This is a genomic window from Streptomyces sp. NPDC058685, assembly GCF_042714725.1.
Taxonomy (GTDB): Bacteria; Actinomycetota; Actinomycetes; order Streptomycetales; family Streptomycetaceae; genus Streptomyces.
On record NZ_JBHXSL010000042.1, the window covers coordinates 14,174 to 31,405 of the forward strand.

General features: G+C 71.7%; 10 protein-coding genes. 5 read left to right on the top strand and 5 right to left on the bottom strand.

Annotation, left to right across the window (positions count from 1 at the left end):
* Nucleotides 1-23 precede the first annotated feature (23 nt).
* Nucleotides 24-2,156 carry an NAD-dependent DNA ligase LigA gene (gene ligA / locus ACFWU3_RS27330; RefSeq protein ID WP_384442890.1) on the bottom strand — a complete coding sequence of 711 codons (2,133 nt, stop codon included), beginning with the start codon at nt 2,154-2,156 and terminating at the stop codon, nt 24-26.
* 117 nt (nt 2,157-2,273) lie between these two features.
* On the opposite strand from ligA, the gene ACFWU3_RS27335 reads away from it, so the two are divergent.
* The gene (locus tag ACFWU3_RS27335; RefSeq protein ID WP_384442892.1) at nt 2,274-3,137 is read left to right on the top strand and encodes a DedA family protein; all 864 of its coding nucleotides are present in this window, start codon (nt 2,274-2,276) and stop codon (nt 3,135-3,137) included.
* Between the two features lie 131 nt (nt 3,138-3,268).
* A complete protein-coding gene (locus tag ACFWU3_RS27340; RefSeq protein ID WP_384442895.1) occupies nt 3,269-4,705 on the top strand; it encodes a PP2C family protein-serine/threonine phosphatase in 1,437 nt (478 codons plus the stop codon).
* 160 nt (nt 4,706-4,865) lie between these two features.
* Here the strand turns inward: ACFWU3_RS27340 and ACFWU3_RS27345 are convergent, their stop codons facing one another.
* A complete protein-coding gene (locus ACFWU3_RS27345) occupies nt 4,866-6,362 on the bottom strand; it encodes a hypothetical protein (RefSeq protein ID WP_384442898.1) in 1,497 nt (498 codons plus the stop codon).
* A gap of 233 nt (nt 6,363-6,595) precedes the next feature.
* Between ACFWU3_RS27345 and ACFWU3_RS27350 the strand changes: the two genes are divergently transcribed.
* The 3 genes from ACFWU3_RS27350 to ACFWU3_RS27360 all read left to right on the top strand — a co-directional run bounded on the left by ACFWU3_RS27350 (nt 6,596) and on the right by ACFWU3_RS27360 (nt 12,731).
* Nucleotides 6,596-7,720, top strand: a complete 1,125-nt coding sequence (locus ACFWU3_RS27350; RefSeq protein ID WP_384442901.1) for an aminoglycoside phosphotransferase family protein — start codon at nt 6,596-6,598, stop codon at nt 7,718-7,720.
* A 733-nt stretch (nt 7,721-8,453) separates the two neighbouring features.
* Entirely contained in the window at nt 8,454-10,379 is a 1,926-nt protein-coding gene (locus ACFWU3_RS27355; RefSeq protein ID WP_384442904.1) for an N-acetylmuramoyl-L-alanine amidase, read from the top strand.
* Nucleotides 10,380-10,544: 165 nt separating this feature from the next.
* Nucleotides 10,545-12,731: a germacradienol/geosmin synthase gene (locus tag ACFWU3_RS27360; RefSeq protein WP_384442907.1), complete on the top strand. Its 2,187-nt coding sequence runs from the start codon at nt 10,545-10,547 to the stop codon at nt 12,729-12,731.
* A gap of 145 nt (nt 12,732-12,876) precedes the next feature.
* Here ACFWU3_RS27360 and ACFWU3_RS27365 read toward each other — a convergent pair whose 3' ends face one another.
* The 3 genes from ACFWU3_RS27365 to ACFWU3_RS27375 all read right to left on the bottom strand — a co-directional run bounded on the left by ACFWU3_RS27365 (nt 12,877) and on the right by ACFWU3_RS27375 (nt 16,958).
* On the bottom strand, nt 12,877-13,377 hold the full coding sequence (locus tag ACFWU3_RS27365) for a hypothetical protein (protein WP_313948055.1): 501 nt from the start codon (nt 13,375-13,377) through the stop codon (nt 12,877-12,879).
* A 68-nt stretch (nt 13,378-13,445) separates the two neighbouring features.
* The gene (locus ACFWU3_RS27370; protein WP_384442910.1) at nt 13,446-16,361 is read right to left on the bottom strand and encodes an ATP-binding protein; all 2,916 of its coding nucleotides are present in this window, start codon (nt 16,359-16,361) and stop codon (nt 13,446-13,448) included.
* A gap of 252 nt (nt 16,362-16,613) precedes the next feature.
* Nucleotides 16,614-16,958, bottom strand: coding sequence for a hypothetical protein (locus ACFWU3_RS27375; RefSeq protein WP_384442913.1), 345 nt, complete (start codon nt 16,956-16,958; stop codon nt 16,614-16,616).
* Nucleotides 16,959-17,232: the final 274 nt, after the last annotated feature.

The following is a 17,232-nucleotide window of genomic DNA, read 5'->3' on the forward strand; positions in this document are numbered from 1 at the left end:
TGTTCGCCCGGTCGCCGAGAAACTCAGCTCTCACCGCCGAGATGGCCGGACACAAGATCCGCGAACTCCTCCGGCGAGACGATCCGCGCCCTCAGCTTCTCCGCCTTGTCGCGCTTGGAACCCGCGCCCTCGCCCGCGACCAGGAGCGAGGTCCGCCCCGACACACTGGACGAGGACCGCCCGCCGGCCCGCTCGACGAGTTCGTTCATCTCGTTGCGGGACAGCTTCTCGAGCGGGCCCGTCATGGCACCCGTCACGACCACGGTCATGCCGTCCAGCGGACGGGCTTGCGGGGCCGGCCCGCTTCCGTCCGCGGACTCTCCTCCGACCGCGCCGGTGTCCTCGCCGACGGCGGGCGGGACCGCGCCCGGCTCCGTCATGTTGACCCCCGCGGCGATCAGTTTGTCGATCAGCGAGGACAGCTCCTCGAGCTCGGCGACGACGACCGTCGCCTTCTCCACCCCGATGCCGTCGACCTGCTGAAGCGTGTCGGGGCCCGCCGCGCGTATGTGCTCCATGGTCGCGAAGTGCCGGGCGATCCGACGCGACATCGAGCGTCCGGTGCCGCGCACGCCGAGGGCGCAGAACACCCTCGACAGGGGTCGGGACCTGGCCGTCCCGATGGCCGCGAGGAGGTTGTCCGTGCTGGTCTCGCCCATACGCTCCAGGCCGAGCAGCTGCTCGCGGGTCAGCGTGAACAGGTCGGCGATGTCGCCGACCAGGCCCGCTTCGACCAGCTGAACGACCCGGGTGTCGCCGAGTCCCTCGATGTCGAGCTGGTCGCGTCCCGCGGCGTACGAGACGGAGGCCACCAGCCGGCAGTCGCGTCCGCGCACACAGCGCCAGCGCTGCTCGGAGGTGTCGATGCCGGAACCGCACTGCGGGCAGACCTCGGGAAAGACGATCGCCTTCTCCTCGCCGGTCCGCAGATGGACGACCGGGGCCTCGATCCGGGGAATGATGTCGCCCGCCTTGTAGACCATCACGCGGTCGCCCAGCCGCAGGTCACGACGGGTGATGTCGGCGGGGTTGTGCAGCGTGGCGTAGGTGACGGTCGTGCCGTCTATCTCCACCGGCTCCAGGACGGCGCGGGGCGCGATCGTCCCGGTCCGGCCCACGTTCCACTCGACGTCCAGCAGGGTGGTGACCTTCTCCACGGCGGGGAGCTTGTAGGCGATGGCCCAGCGCGGGGCCCGCGAGCCGGATCCGGCCGCGGCCTGGTCGGCCGCCCGGTCGGCCTTGATGACGATGCCGTCGATCCCGAACGGCAGATCCGCGCGCAGCGCGGCGATCTCCTCGATGCGGGCCATGATCTCGTCGGCCGTCGCCGGCGTGCGGGGCGCGACGGCGGTGTCCTCCGCGGTGTGCACACCCAGCGAGGCGACATGGGACATGAGAGTGCTGTGGGGCCACTGCGCGAGCTGGTCGGCGAGGTCGGTGCCGGTCCCTGACGTCGGCATCGCCCCGTAGCCGAAGAAGGTCATCTCGACGCGGTAGGCCCGGTCCCGGGCGCGCAGGGTGCCGGCGGCGCCGTTGCGCGGGTTGGCGAAAGGGGCGCCGCCATGGGCCGTACGCACGGTGTTGGCCGCTTCGAACTGCTCGTTCGTCATCAGAACCTCACCGCGCACCTCGAGGGTGACCGGCTCGGCGAGCCGGTCGGGGAGGCCGGTGATCGTGCCGATCGCGTGCGAGACGTCCTCACCGGCGGTGCCGTCGCCGCGGGTGATCAGCCGGACGAGCATGCCCTCCTCGTAGCGCGCGGCCACCGCGAGGCCGTCCAGCTTCGGCTCGACGCTCCACTGTTCGACGGGTCTGCCGATGCGCCGCTCCACCGACGCGGTCCAGGACACCAGCTGCTCGGCGGAGAAGACGTTGTCCAGGGACAGCATCGGCACGGTGTGCGGCACGTCCCCCACGGCCGCGCCGCCCGCGACCTTGCCCGTCGGCGAGGACGCCGAGACCTCGTCGGGATGCGTCTCCTCGTACGCGGCTATCCCGCGGGCGAGCCGGTCGTACGCGTCGTCGTCGAGGGCGCTCTCCCCCGTCGCGTAGTACGCGGCGGCGGCTCGGGAGGCGGTTTCGACCGCCTCGGCGTACGCGGCGGAGTCGGCGATCGATGCGGCCGCGGCAGGGGCGGCGGGTGAGGTCGTCGTCATGGGTCCATCCTGCCGCCCACCACTGACAACGCCCCCTCGTGAAAGCGGCGACCGGATCAACACGCCGAGTGACAAAAGGAGTTGCCGTGGAGCGGCCGTCGCACCAGGCTGAACGGCATGCTGTCCGACCTGACCGCCGAGCTCATCGGTTCTCCGCTGATACTCGCCGTCGCCCTGCTCGCGGTCTTCCTCGACGCGCTGGTGCCGGTGATGCCGAGCGGCACGCTCGTGCTGGCCGCCTCCCTGTGGGCGACCACCCAGGAGGTCGGACTGCTGGCCGTCGCCGTGCCGGTGGCGGCCGCTTCCGTGCTCGGGGACCTGCTCGTGGTGACGCTGGCGCGCAGCCGCCCGCTCAGACGCCCGGCCCTGACATCCGCGGCGGCCAGGCTGGAGACGGCGCTCGCCGGCCGGCTGGGGCGTACGACGGTTGCCGCCCGCTTCGTACCGGGCGGCCGCACCGTGCTGGCGGTCGCCGTGGGCACCACCGGGGTGTCACGGCGTCGCCATCTGTTCTGGTCGGTGGCGGGAGGGGCGTTGTGGGCCGGCTATCTCACCGGCCTGGGACAGCTCAACAGCCTCTGGTTCGATGCTTCCTGGCTGGGCTTCGCCGTCTCCGTGACGGCCACGGTCGTCATCGGCGCGTGCCTGGCACGCGCGCTGTCAGTAGGGAAGCACCCGGCCCGACGGGGTACGCAGGTCCAGCTCACGGGCGGGCCTCTGCGGAGCGGGCTTTCGGATACGGATCTGAGCGGCCTTGGCCATCGGACTCACCCTCTCAAGCCGCAACGGCTTCGTACGCGTCGGACCGGTGAGGAGAAGATTCCACCTGTGACTGGTGCGTACACATGGTGGACCTCCAACTTGTGGCGCGTGCGGCGCCTTTGCCGCATGCTCTCTCCATCGGTTAGACCCCTGCTGCCCCCTGAACTCATCGCTCAACCCCCGGCCGGGCCATCCAATTGCCCGGCCTGTGGCATATGACAGAGGCACCACCGTATCGAGTGTTGCCAAATGCCTTACGAGCCATCGCTCCCTGTGCAACAGTCGTAACTGGTCCATTGTTCAGACCGTGTCTCAGACTGGCCGTGGCCACGCCTGTATCGGAGTACGTCATGCCCTCCCATGTGTTCGCGGACCATCCCGCACCACAGCCGCCGGAGCGTGGCACCGTCGATGCTCTGATCACCCGGACGCGCCGGCTGCGCGGAGACGTGGATGCCGTGCGCCGCGACGCCGTGCTGGAGGATGACGACCCCCAGGGCCGCTGGCAGAGGGCGCTGTGCGACCTCGCCGTCCATCACCTGGACGACCTCGGCGCCCACCTCGGACAGCTGAAGGAAGGCCTGCCCGCCGAGTCCCTCGGTCTCTTCGAGGACGAACTCGCGGAGTACGAGGCCGACAGCGCGCAGAGCACCGGATCGCTCCTCAGCCGGGTCGGCAGCGCCGAGTGGAACCTCCTCACCGACGAGGTGAGCTGGTCCGACGAGCTCTATCAGATCCTCGGACGCTCCCCGCAGAGCGGGCCCATGACCCTGGACGAGCTTCCGTCGATCGTGTTCGCGGAGGACCAGGCCCTGCTCACCTCGATGGTGACGGACTGTCTGGTCGACGGACGCCCCATCGACGGCGAGTTCCGCATGGTCCGCGCCGACGGCCGCGTCCGTACGGTGCACATGATGGGAGAGCCCGTCCTCGACTCCGACGGGTCCACCGCCTCCATGTGGGCGGTCCTCAGGGACGTGAGCGAGCTGCGCCGCAGTGAGCGCGCGCTCCGCGAGAGCCGCGACCACGCTCAGCGCAAGCAGCATTTCGAGCAGACGGAGCGCCGGCTCGCGGTCGAACTCCAGGAAGCGGTGCTTCCGCCGTGGCGTGGCTCCCTGCAGTTCCCGCTCGACGGCCCGGCCGAGCTCGACGTCGCCGCGCACTATCTGCCGTCCACCAACAGCGCCCTGATCGGCGGCGACTGGTACGACGCCCTGCAACTGCCCCATGGCGGCTCGCTGTTGAGCGTCGGCGACCTCACCGGTCACGGTGTGAGCGCCACATCGGCCATGGCGATGCTGCTCGGCGCGCTGCGGGGTATGGCCGTCGCGGGTATCGAGCCCGGACCGCTGATGGCACACCTCAACCAGTTGCTGGAGACATCCGTCCAGCCGGCCCTGGGCAGCGCGGTGTGCTGCCGCTTCGACCCGGCGAACCGCACCCTCTCCTGGGCGCAGGCGGGACACCCCGCCCCGCTGCTGTTCCGCAACGGGACGGGGCAGGTCCTCACGCCCCCCGAGGGTGTGCTGCTCGGTGCCACCTCCGGCGCCGCGTACGAGCAGGCCGAAGTACCTCTGCTCCCGGGTGACCTGTTGCTGCTGCACACGGACGGTCTGACGCGCACCAGCGCCGCAGGGGACGGCGATACCGGCCGACTGCTCGCCCTGGCGCCACGTTTCACCGCGGCCCGGGATGCGCAGGAGTGCGTTCGGGCGGTCCTCGAGGTGTTCGGTGAGGGCAGCCGTGAGGACGACGCCTGCGTGATGGTGGTGAAGTTCGGCGCCTAGGAGGCCTGCGGTCCACCGGGCCCGATCGCACGGGGGTGCTGTGCGCGGGCGCGAGCGTCCTGGGTAGGGCCACGTGGGTCCTGGGTGTGGGCACGTGGGTCCCTGGCGCGGAGGGTGAGTGCCGGGCGGCGCGACTGGGCGAAGTGTGCCGGGAGCGGCACTAGATGTCCGTGCTCCTCGCCTTCTTCGACGGGCCCGCGGGCAGGGCCTGCTGGATCTCCTGGCGCAGGTCCTCGATCCGGGCGTAGCCCGAGTACTGCCCGGTGAGCCGGTACATCTCCCGCAGCCGGTCCCATGTCCGGTGCGAGGAGGTCTCCCCCATCGAGACGAGCGCCAGCCGCGCATAGCGGTCGGCCTGTTCGGGGTCGTCCGCGATGAAGCAGGCCGAGGCCAGGGAGATGTAGTCGAAGATCTTCGACCGCTGCCGTCCGCCCTCACGCAGTTGCAGCGCCTGCCGGGCGTGGTTCTGCGCGATGTTCGCGGCCGACGGGTCGTGCTCGGCCAGCGTGCGGTAGGCGAGCGCCTCCATGCCGTGCAGATCCGCCTCGTCGAACATCTGCATCCAACTGGGCGCCGGCACGTCTCCCTTGTCGGAGACGAACAGGTCCTCGGCCTCACCGAGGGTGCGGCGCATGGCCTGGCCGCGCCCCATGGATGCCTGTGCCCAGGCCTCGATGGTGTGCAGCATCGCCCGGGTGCGCGGCAGGGTCTGTTCACCCGAGCCGGTCTTGGCGAGCTTCATCAGGTCGAGTGCGTCGTCGGGACGGCCCAGATGGACCATCTGCCGGGCGGCACGGGAGAGCGCTTCGCCGGCCCGGGGACGGTCGCCGCCCTCGCGCGCCGCGTGCGCGGCGATGACGAAGTACTTCTGGGCGGTGGGTTCGAGGCCGACGTCGTGCGACATCCAGCCGGCGAGTACGGCGAGGTTGGCGGCGACGCCCCACAGGCGCCGCTGGAGGTGGTCCGGGTGACGGTAGGCGAGCATGCCGCCCACCTCGTTCAACTGGCCCACCACGGCCTTGCGCTGGAGGCCGCCGCCACGGGCGGCGTCCCAGGCGCGGAACACTTCGACGGAACGTTCCAGAGCTTCGATCTCCTGCGATCCGATGGGCGCCGCCTCGTAGCGGTCGAACCCGACGGAGTCGGCCTGCAGGGCGTTCTCGAAATGTGGTGCGTTCTTGGCGAGTGCGGGGTCGGTGTGCAGCCAGTCGTGCATGGCGCTGCTGAGTGCGGAGCCTGCGGCGAGCGCGGCGCCCGCGCCCACCAAGCCGCGTCGGTTGAGCATGAGGTCCATTCCCGTGAATTCGGTGAGGACCGCCGCGGTGCGTTCGGGCGCCCACGGGAGGCCGTCAGGGTTGGTGTCACTTCCCTGCGCGTCCTTCCGCTTTCCTGCACGCCCGCTTCGTACGAACCCGAGGTCCTCGATGGTCACGACACGACCGAGTCGCTCGGTGAACAGAGCTGCCAGCACGCGTGGCACGGGATCGCGCGGGGTCTCCCCCATGTCGATCCAGCGCCGCACCCGCGAGGTGTCGGTCGCCAGCTGCGGGTGGCCCATGGCCGCCGCCTGCCGGTTCACGAGTCTTGCGAGTTCCCCTTTGGACCAGCCGGCGAGGCGGAACAGGTCGCAGAGGCGGGTGTTGGGTTCTCCGGTCACGTCAAGCCCCCAGGTTCTCGGCTGAGTTGACAGTAACCCCCTGTCAGATGCGGGGCGACTATTCGCCAGGGTTCGCCAGGGTGCGCCAGATGGTGTGCCACCCGCGGGCTGGTGTGACGTAGGAACGCGCCACCCCGGCCCGGCAGCCGATCGCACTCCCCAGGGTGTTGACCGGCTGTCGGGGCGGGGCCGCGCACGCAAACTGTCGGCGCACGAAGGGATCTGTCACCCCCATGTACACAGCATCGTCCTCCGTGTCCGCCCCACACCGGCCGCAGCGCTCCGCCGTACCGGCCGGCTCCGGACCGTATCTCGACCCCACCAACGCCGGCCGGGCTCGACGGCCGGTGGGGGCGGTCGGCCAACCCCTCAGCGGGAGAATCGACTTGTCCGGCCCTCAGGGCGCGCAGCTGCGTATGGCTGTCGCGTCGGTGCACCGCATCTGCCCGGAGTTCAATCCGGTCCAGGTACTGCGCCGCAGCGGACGTTCGGTCCTGCTCGTCGGAACGACGGGGCGGATGACGGCGGTGGCCAAGTGTCTGCTCGACCACTCACCCGCCTGGTCCGAACGGTTCCGGCACGAAATAGCTGCCTACCGCGCCTTCGTCCGGCACCGCCCACCGGTGCGGGTCCCGCGGCTGGTCGCCGCGGATCCCGACAACTGCACCCTGGTGATCGAGCGGATGCCGGGCCGGGCGGCGGCTCTCGCGCGGCACCCGGCCGAGGCTCCGCCCCGTGCCGACGTGCGGGCCGCCCTCGGCGCGATCGCGCGGCTCAACACCTGGCGCCCGCCGGCCGGCATGTTCGACGCCCCCCTCGACTATGCGTCCCGTATCTCCCGCTACCACGAACTGGGACTGTTCACCGACCGTGACCTCGGAGACCTGCAGAAGCTGCTGCACGGTCTGGCGCACGCCGGCGGCAAGCAGGGCATGGGCCAGTTCTGCCACGGTGACGCCTTACTGTCCAACATCCTGTTGTCGCCGACGGGTCCCGTGCTGGTCGACTGGGAGCACGCCGGCTGGTATCTGCCCGGCTACGACCTGGCCACCCTGTGGTCGGTGCTCGGCGACGCGCCGGTGGCCAGGCGGCAGATCAGCCAGCTCGCCCAGCAGCAGGGGCCCGCGGCCAGGGACGCCTTCCTGGTGAATCTGATGCTGGTGCTGACCCGGGAGATCCGCACCTACGAGACGGCGGTGCAGCGCACGATGCGGGAGGCCGCTCCCCCGACCGGTGCCACCGCACCCGCCGCCGGCGGTCTGTCGGCCGGCGAGGAACAGCGGCTGCTGCTCAGGCGGCTGCACGACGACTGCGCACTGGCCCGTCGGGCCGTGCGTGCGGCGGTCGGCACGCGCTGACCGCCGCCACAGAGGGGGAAGCGCGCTGCGCGCCCAGTGCCGACACACTGGGCGCGCAGCGCGCTGTGCGCGTGATGTCCGGTGTTCTCGACCGCCCGTCACCCTTCCGGACGACCGTCAGCCGACCGGCCGTACGAGCTCGCGCGGGCATCCGGCGCACCGCCGAAGAGCGTCCCGCGGCCGGATGTCGCCCACCCCCCTCCCGGTCGGGGGCGATGTGCCGGACGCCCGGCAACAGCTCTTCCTCCGGGTGCCCCGGCGCCGCCGCCAGGGGGCTGCCGGCCGCGCCCACCGAGGTGTTCACGACCGGCCGGGCTTGCGCGGAACCTGGTGGAGAACCCCGGGCGCTCCCCTGCGAGAGGCTCGAACGGATCACCGCGGACTACCCGCTCGGCCCACGGTGACGCCTGTCCGCTTGCCGTTCAGGTGAACTGAGCCGCTCCCCCGGGCCCAGGAACCGAACGTCTCCGTCTCGCCGACAACGCCCGTTCCGTGAACCGGAATTGGCCCAGACCACTGACGCACCGCAGGCCCGCGGCCCCTCACCGCGAAACTCCCCGGAACCTGCCCTGACGTGCAAATTTCCTCCACCTGAGTGCGATTGACGGATCGTCCGGCAGCCGATACCCCTGTAGTCGAGACCCACCCCGCAGGCCCCGCCACGCACCATCCGCCCATGGAGGCTGCCTTGCAACGTTCCGTCCCCGTGCGCCCGCGAAGCACCCGCCGTCGCATGCTGAGGGCAGGGGGCGCGGTGGCGTCCGCAGCCCTGCTGCTGCCGCTGGTCTCGGCCGGCCCGTCCGCCACCGCCGAGCAGGGCGGATCCGCGTCGCTCCAGCGCGAGTTCGCCGCGGCCTCCGCGCAGTACCACGTACCGCAGAGCGTCCTGCTCGGTGTGTCGTACCTCCAGTCCCGGTGGGACACGCACGGGGGCGCGGCCAGCGTCACCGGCGGCTACGGGCCGATGCATCTCACGGACGCCCGCACGGCACTGGCCGAGGCTCCGCACCACTCCCACGGCAGCGAGGACCCACGCGGCGACGGCGCCCGCGAGACCCTGCGGCCGGCGGAGGCGGCGCTGCCGGACCCCGCCGAACTCCCGGTCCGCCTGAGGACGCTGGACCGCGCGGCCGAGCTGTCGGGCTACAGCGCGGCGCAGCTGCGCGACAACGCCGCGGCCAATGTGCGCGGCGGCGCGGCCCTCCTCGCCGACGCACAGAAGAAGCTGGGCCGTCCGCTGAGCGACCGGCCGTCCGACTGGTTCGGCGCCGTCGCCCGCTTCTCCGGCGCCGACGACACGGCCACCGCCACGGTCTACGCGGGCGACGTCTTCGACGTGATCCGCTCCGGCCGGTCCCGCACCACCGACAGCGGCGAGCGCGTCGCACTGACCGCCGACCCGTCGGCGGTCCCCGACGCCGCGCAGACGGCCCGGCTCGGGCTGCGCACGGCGGACGCGGTGAAGACCGAGTGCCCGCGGACGGTGGCCTGCGAGTGGATCCCGGCGCCGTACGAGGAGTTCGGCGAGGGCGAGTACGGCAACCACGACCTGGCGAACCGGCCCGCGTCGCAGTCGGTGAAGTACATCGTCATCCACGACACCGAGGGTTCCTGGGACACCACCCTGAAGCTGGTGCAGGACCCGACGTACGTGTCGTGGCAGTACACCCTGCGGTCCTCCGACGGGCACATCGCCCAGCACGTGCCGCTCAAGGACGTCGCCTGGCACGCCGGCAACTGGTACGTGAACGCGAAGTCGGTGGGCCTGGAGCACGAGGGCTTCCTGGTCTCGCCGGACGCCTGGTACACGGAGGCGATGTACCGCACCTCGGCGCGGCTGGTGCGGTATCTGGCGCAGCGGTACGACATCCCACTGGACCGGCAGCACATCCTCGGGCACGACACGGTGCCGGGCACCACCACGGCGACGATCGCCGGCATGCACACCGACCCCGGCCCGTACTGGGACTGGGCGCACTACTTCACGCTGCTCGGCCAGCCGTTCGCGCCGGGTGCGGGTCCCCGCAGCGACGTGGTGACCATCCGTCCCGACTACGTCCGCAACCAGCCCCTCTACACGGGCTGTGTGAAGCCCGCCGAGGCGTGCGCACCGCACGGCTCGGGCGCGGTCCGGCTGCACACCGCCCCGGCGGACGACGCGCCGCTGGTCAAGGACATCGGTCTGCGGCCCGGCGGGCAGGACTCGACCACCGGCGTCAACGACACGGGCGCGCGGGCCTCGACGGGCCAGCAGTACGCCGTGGCGGAGCGTCGCGGCGAGTGGACGGCCATCTGGTACCTCGGACAGAAGGCCTGGTTCCACAATCCGCGCAGGCAGCCGACCGCTGTGGGCGCGCGGGAGGCCCTGCTGACCCCGAGGGCCGGCCTGGCGGAGATCCCGGTGTACGGGCGCGCCTATCCGGAGGCGGCCGCCTATCCCGAGGGTGTGCCGGTACAGCCGGTGTCGCCGCTGCCGTACAAGCTGCTCGCCGGGCAGAAGTACGTGGTGGGCGACCGGGTCCCGGGCGAGTACCTGTACGCGACGACCTTCGATACGGCGGGGCATCGCGTCGTGCGGGGCAAGGAGCTCTACTACGAGATCCAGTTCGGGCACCGGGTGGCCTTTGTGAAGGCCGCGGATGTGCGCGTCCTGAGGTAGCCGGCGGGCGCCACCGGTCGAGGGGTCCGGTGGCGCACCGTCTCCCCTTTGTGGGCTTGTGTGACTAATAGGCCGTAGTGCGTGGGCCGTCCGAGGGACGGGTAGGGCTTGCCCGTCCACCCGGTCCGCGCTGGCGCGGATGCTCACCGAAAGGCCCACGCACAGATGGCACAGCCCTTCGTTCTGCCGGACTTCTACGTCCCGTATCCGGCACGGCTCAACCCCCATGTCGAGGAGGCACGGCGGCACACCAAGGAGTGGGCCCGCGGCATGGGGATGCTGGAGGGGTCCGGCATCTGGGAGGAGCACGACCTCGACGCGCACGACTACGCCCTGCTGTGCGCCTACACGCACCCCGACTGCGACGCCGAGGCGCTGTCCCTGGTGACCGACTGGTATGTGTGGGTCTTCTTCTTCGACGACCATTTCCTCGAGGTCTTCAAGCGCAGCCAGGACCGCGAGGGCGGCAAGGCGTATCTGGACCGGCTGCCGGCCTTCATGCCGATGGGCTCCACGGCCGGCATCCCGGAGCCGCGGAACCCGGTGGAGGCGGGACTGGCCGATCTGTGGGCGCGGACCGTCCCGAGCATGTCCGACGGCTGGCGGGCCAGGTTCGCCGAGTCCACGGCGAACCTCCTCAACGAGTCGATGTGGGAGCTCACCAACATCAACGAGGGGCGGATCTCCAACCCCGTCGAGTACATCGAGATGCGCCGGAAGGTCGGCGGCGCCCCCTGGTCGGCGGGGCTCGTGGAGTACGCGGCGGGCGCCGAAGTGCCCGAGGCGGTCGCGGACTCACGTCCGCTGCGGGTGCTGCGGGACGCGTTCTCGGACGGTGTCCATCTGCGCAACGACCTGTTCTCCTACCAGCGCGAGGTGGAGGACGAGGGTGAGCTGAGCAACGGCGTGCTCGTGCTGGAGACGTTCCTGGGGTGTACGACGCAGGAGGCGGCCGAAGCGGTCAACGACCTGCTGACCTCGCGGGTCCAGCAGTTCGAGAACACCGCGCTGACCGAAGTCCCCGGTCTCTGTGTGGAGAAGGGCCTGTCTCCGGTCGACTGCGCCGCGATCGCCGCGTACACCAAGGGACTTCAGGACTGGCAGTCCGGTGGTCACGAATGGCACATGCGCTCCAGCCGCTATATGAACGAGGGGGTGGACACCGGGCCTTCACACGTCGGCGGGGTCCTCGGCACCTCGGCCCTCGACATCGCGACCCTCTTCGGCCGCCCGGCGGCCTCGCGGCTGCGCGGGCTCGCCCACCTTCCGCACCAGCGCGTCGGGCCCTCGCTGCTGCCCGACTTCGACCTGCCGTTCCCTCTCTCGATCAGTCCGCACCACCGGGACGCGCTCGACAAGTCGGTCGCCTGGGCGGACCGGATGGGCCTGCTGGGGGACATCTGGGACGGGCCCATGCTGCGGGGTTTCGACTTCGCGTTGTGCTCGGCCGGCCTGGATCCGGACGCGACGGCCGAGGAACTGGAGCTCAGCGCCGAGTGGCTGACCTGGGGCACCTACGGCGACGACTACTACCCGCTCGTCTTCGGCCGTCCGCGCAATCTCGTCGGGGCGAAGCTGTGCAACGAGCGGCTGTTGGCCTGTATGCCCGTCGACGAACCGGCCGCTGCCTCGGCCCTTGCCGTCAGCCCGATGGAACGAGCGCTCGCCGATCTGTGGGCGCGCACGGCCGGCCCGATGGAAGCCGGGGCCCGGGTGCGACTGCGCCGGTCGATCGAGGTGATGATCGAGAGCTGGTTGTGGGAGCTGCACAACCAGGCGCAGCACCGCGTCCCCGACCCGGTCGACTACATCGAGATGCGGCGGCTGACCTTCGGGTCGGACCTGACGATGAGCCTGTGCCGGCTGCGGCACGAGGGGGAGTTGCCACCGGAGGTGACGCGCAGCGGGACGGTGCGGAGCCTGGAGAACGCTGCCGCGGACTACGCCTTTCTGATCAACGATCTCTTCTCCTACCAGAAGGAGATCGAGGTCGAGGGTGAGGTGCACAACGCGGTCCTGGTGGTGCAGACGTTCTTCGACTGCGACTATCCGGCCGCGGTCTCCATCGTCGACGATCTGATGCGCGGCCGGCTCCGCCAGTTCCTTCACGTCAAGGAGCGGGAACTGCCGCTGCTGTACGAGGACTTCGCGCTCGACAAGGCGGGAAGGGCCGCACTCGATGCCTATGTGCACGAGCTGGAGGACTGGCTGGCTGGCATCCTCAACTGGCACCGGGGGGTGCGCCGTTACCAGGCGGAGGATCTGCGCAGGGGCGCGGGCACGACGCTGTTGAAGGAGCCGACGGGGCTCGGCACCTCGGCGATGCGGGTGGCCGCGATGCTCACGCGATAGCGGCGGCCGAGGGAGGCGGGCCGCGGAGCCGGACGGGTTTCGCGGCCCCGCACCGGAAGGGAACGAGAGGGTCGGCCCTTGCCGGAGCCAGAGGCTCGCTCGGCCCTTGCCGGAGCCGGAGGGTCGGTCCTGCCGGAGCGGGGGATCAGCCCTGCTGGAAGAGTTCCGCGGGCAGCGGCTTGAGCAGCGCGTAGAGATCGTCCGTGATCGGACGGTCCCAGCTGGCGATGGTGACCAGCACATTGTCGCTGCGGTCGAACTGGACGCAGGAGATACGGCTCTCGGAGAGCTTGAGCCGGCGGACGATCAGCAGATTGTCCCCCTGCATCACCGGGAGGTCCTCGGTCTCGACGACCTCGACGGGCTCCTCGTTCTCCAGCGCCAGCAGCAGCTGAGCCACCTCGAACGGGACCTGTCCCTCGTCGACCTCGCGGGCGGGCGAGCCCTCAGGGAGGTTGCCGATGATCATCGCCGGGCCGCGGCCGCCGAACAGGTCGTACCGCAGAAAGACACCCTGACAGGAACCGTCGGGAGCGGGAAGGAGGCCCGCACCGAGGTTGCCGGGCCAGTCTCCCGGGTCCATGGCCAGGACGTCGAAGTCCGGGCCCGCGGGAGTGGCGGCGCTGCGGCGGCGGAGGAAGGACATACCGCCATGGTACGTGTCCGCGGGGGTGCGCCAGAGCCGGGGCCGGGTGCCTTCGGGCTACTGTTCGGTCACCTTCCGCGCCCGCCGACCGTCGCCTCCTCGGTGTCCTCGCCGAGTGCCGCGGCGAGTCCCGCCTCGTCGGTGCCGACCTTGCGGTAGACGGCCGAGAGCAGCTTGATCACCGCGGGTTCGTCGAGGTGCAGAGCGGCGGCCACGGCCGCCGCGTCGTCACCCTTCACGGTCAGCAGGGCCGCGGTCCGCTCCCGGGTGGTGAGGGCGTCCGTCTCTATGGCGCGCAGCCGTCGGGGCCGCAGTCCCGCGGCGGCGAGCTCGTCGCGCGCGGTGTCCGCGAGACCGTCGGCGTCGCACTGCCCGGCGGCCTCCAGCCCTCGGTAGAGGTACTCCGCGGCCTCCTTCGGGTGGCCGGTGCGGCGCAGATGGGCGCCGAGTCCGACGAGGGCGCGGGCCAGTTCGTACGCGGCCGGTGAGCGTTCGAGGCAGGTGACGGCTTCCCGCAGGAAGGCGGTGCGCTCGCTGCCGTCGCACACCTCGGCGGCGACCCGCAGTGCCTGCCCGATACCGGAGGCGGTGGCGTAGCGACGGGCGCGCTGGACGGCGTCGAGGGCGATGGTCCGCGCTCTCCCCGGTGCGTCGTGGGCCTCGGCGAGGGCGAGATGGAGCTGCCAGGGGCACCAGGCGGGGTTGCGCATACCGCGCGGGTCGAGCCGGCGGCCCACGGCGGCGAGCTCGACCGCCGCCTCCTTGGTCCGGCCCCTGGCAAGCAGCAGTTCGCCGTACACGGACTGCGAGTCGGGGAAGGTGACGGCCGCGGGGAAGGGCTCGCCGAAGCCGTGGTCCTGCGCGACGGTGATCGCCTCGTCGGTGCGGCCGCGGGCCAGCAGGACCTCGATGAGGGTGCCGACGGCGTACCACGCGGCCGGGGTGCGGGGACCGACGCGCTCGGCGAGGCGCAGTCCGGCCCGGACGAAGTCCTCGGCCTCGGCGAGCCGCCCGCGCCGGTAGCGAATGTACGCCAGCAGGGTGTAGGCGAAGGAGAGGTGGGCGCCGCGCCAGCCCTGGCGCTCGAACTCCGCCGTACCGGCCGCGAACAGTTCCTCGGCGCGGCCGGGCCGGTCCGCGTAGAGGAACGCGAGGGCGACGAGCACCGGGACTTCGAAGCCGCGGTCCTCGACGGCCCAGCTCAGGCCGCCCTCCAGTGCGCGTTCGGCGTGGTGGAGCGCGACGGAGGCGGGTTCGGCACGCAGCGTGGCGTCCCAGGCGCGCAGCCCGATGATGTACCGCTCGGTGAGATCGGTGCCGGGGAGGCGGTCGGCGAGGCGGGCCAGCCGCCGGGAGCGGGCCGGGGAGTCGGGTTCGTCCGCGCGGAAGGCGTCCCACATGAACTTCTCGGACTGCATCCGCAGCCGGGTGCGGGGGTCGGTCGAGCGCCGGGTCTCGCGCGCGAGCGTGTCGCAGGCTTCGGCGAGGCGGTCGGAGTGGGCGAGGACCTGGGAGAGGCGGTAGACGATGGCCTGCCGCAGGGCGGGGTCGGTGATGGGTTCTTCGAGTGCGGCCCGCAGATGGTTGACCGTGGTGGCGGGTTCCGTGAGCAGGGAGGCGCAGCCCAGCTCGTACAGGACTGCGGCCCGGTCGTCGAAGGCCGGCGGCTCGCGCAGGGCGCGGGCAAGGAAGCGGCGGGCGGCGTCCGGAGCACCTGCGCGCAGGGTCTCTCCCGCCGCCCGGCGCAGATGCTGGACGACCCAGGGATCGCCGTCGGGATGGGCCTCCATCAAGTGGCGGGCGGCGGCGGTCGAGCCGAGCCCTGCGTCGACGACCGCCCATGCGGCCAAGCCGTGCAGCGCGACGCGCACGGCATCGGGAATGGCCCGGTAGACGGCGGTGGCGATCAGCGGGTGGACGAATTCGAGGGTGTCCGAGCCGGTGAGGATACGGGCGTCGCGCAGCCGGTCCGCGGCGTCGGCCGCCGCCTCACTGCCGAGGCCGGCGACGGCCGCGGCGAGCGACGGCTGGATCTCGGTGCCGAGGACGGCTCCGGCCCAGGCGAAGCGGACGGTGGAGGTGCCGAGACGCTCCATCCGGGAGACGAGGCCGCTTCCCTTGACCGCGGCGGCGAGGTCGCGCAGCAGGTGGGCGCCGGCTTCGAGGGGTTCGATGCCGCGGTCGCTCACCTTGGCGGTGAGCTCGACGGCCTCGAAGGGATTGCCCGCGGTGACGGCCCAGCACTCGCGGCAGAAGGCGTCGTCGGCGTGCGCGCCGAGCCGGTCGCGTACGAGCCGGCCCACGGCGGGGGCGGTCAGCGGTGCGAGGTCGATGGGGCGTTGTCCGGCCCGCCCGGTGATCCCCCGGAACTGCTGCGCGTGGTCGGGGAGTTCGTCGGGGCGGTAGGCGACGACGAGCAGCATCGGCAGTTCTTCGGCGCGCGGCGCGTACGCGGCGAGCCAGCTCAGCGACTCGGGGTCGGCCCAGTGGGCGTCGTCGAGGACCAGGACGAGCGGGGCGCGCTGCACGGCGAGGTGGGTGAGGACCCAGTCGAGCCCGTCGCGCAGGCCCTGGGGGTCGGGCGGGGCGCCCGCGTCCGCGGTGCACAGTCCGAGCGCGGGGCCCACGATGGCGTACCAGCTGCCCAGTTGCATGCGCAGGGCGGCCTCGGAGGTGCCGGCCAGCTGGGGCTGGATCAGCTGGCGGGCGACGTGGAACGCGACCTGCTGCTCCTGCTCGCCACCACGGGCGGAGAGCACGGTGCAGCCCTTTGCGGCCGCCCGTCGGCGCACCTCGTTGAGCAGCGTCGTCTTGCCGAGTCCCGCGGGGCCGGCGAAGGCGAGCAGCGCGCCGCGCGGCCGCTCGGGCGGGTCGAGGTCGTCCGTCCGGAAGCCGGTGAGCTCGTCGAGAGCTTCGTCGACAGCGGCCAGTTCGGCCTCACGCTCGAAGAGTCGGCGTCTTGTTCCGCCGGCACGTCGCGTCATCTGTAACCCCCACGGCCGGGCGTGCTCCCGGCGCGGTGAAGGGGCCGCCGGACACACGTCCTTGAGGCACCTCAGCGTACGCCCGCGCGCGCTCTCAGGGACCTGTCCTTGCGAAACGTGGGCGTCCGGAAGGGCAGTTGTCGGGACGTGGGGAGTTCTGCGGCCCGGCCCGCCGCACATACGCGCGATCGCGTGCGGTGGGCCGGGGCCGCCTGGTGACGTGCGTCCCCCGTGGGCGCAGGACCGCGCCTACTAGGCGGAAGTCTGGGTGGGGCTCATTCCGGGGCCGACGGTTCCGTTGATCTTCTCTATCGCCTGCCGTGCGTGTTCGCCGGGTGATCGTCCGGTGAGCGAGGAGACGGACGACGGCGCGGCCTGCTGGGTCGCCGCGGGCCTGGCATGGCTCGCGGTGGTCCGCGAGCGGAGCCGGTGGCCGACGGCCTCGTCGAGGCTCACGGGGCGCTGCATCTGGGCTGACAGCCGACCCGCCTCCTGACCCAGCGCGGCGACGTCCTCCCATTGCAGACGGACCACCAGGCGGAGTTCGGCCTCCCCGTCAGGGAGGGCTTGGAGAGACGGGTTGATGGCGTCATTCATGGCTGATCCTCACGCTGTTGGAACGGAATCCTCGCGGGACGCTGCGCACCCCGGCGTGCGGGGCATGCAGAGTCATACGGGAGAAGTCCGCGCAGCGTTCACTCACACGTGTAGGCACGTACGGGTGTACGAGTGAGGCCGTCGGCGGCTGCCGCCCGAGTGCGCGAGCGACCCGTGGTGCGGACGGCGGACGGGCCGTACGGGACGTGAGGCGCGCGCACGGCGGCGTGATCGGTCGCCCGCACCGCAGCCCGCGGATGGCAAGCAGGCGGAC

Excerpts from the sequence above, each read along its gene's own strand:
- ligA (WP_384442890.1), bottom strand. The coding sequence starts at position 2,156 with ATGACGACGACCTCACCCGCCGCCCCTGCCGCGGCCGCATCGATCGCC.
- ACFWU3_RS27335 (WP_384442892.1), top strand. The coding sequence starts at position 2,274 with ATGCTGTCCGACCTGACCGCCGAGCTCATCGGTTCTCCGCTGATACTC.
- ACFWU3_RS27340 (WP_384442895.1), top strand. The coding sequence starts at position 3,269 with ATGCCCTCCCATGTGTTCGCGGACCATCCCGCACCACAGCCGCCGGAG.
- ACFWU3_RS27350 (WP_384442901.1), top strand. The coding sequence starts at position 6,596 with ATGTACACAGCATCGTCCTCCGTGTCCGCCCCACACCGGCCGCAGCGC.
- ACFWU3_RS27355 (WP_384442904.1), top strand. The coding sequence starts at position 8,454 with ATGCTGAGGGCAGGGGGCGCGGTGGCGTCCGCAGCCCTGCTGCTGCCG.
- ACFWU3_RS27360 (WP_384442907.1), top strand. The coding sequence starts at position 10,545 with ATGGCACAGCCCTTCGTTCTGCCGGACTTCTACGTCCCGTATCCGGCA.
- ACFWU3_RS27365 (WP_313948055.1), bottom strand. The coding sequence starts at position 13,377 with ATGTCCTTCCTCCGCCGCCGCAGCGCCGCCACTCCCGCGGGCCCGGAC.
- ACFWU3_RS27370 (WP_384442910.1), bottom strand. The coding sequence starts at position 16,361 with ATGACGCGACGTGCCGGCGGAACAAGACGCCGACTCTTCGAGCGTGAG.
- ACFWU3_RS27375 (WP_384442913.1), bottom strand. The coding sequence starts at position 16,958 with ATGAATGACGCCATCAACCCGTCTCTCCAAGCCCTCCCTGACGGGGAG.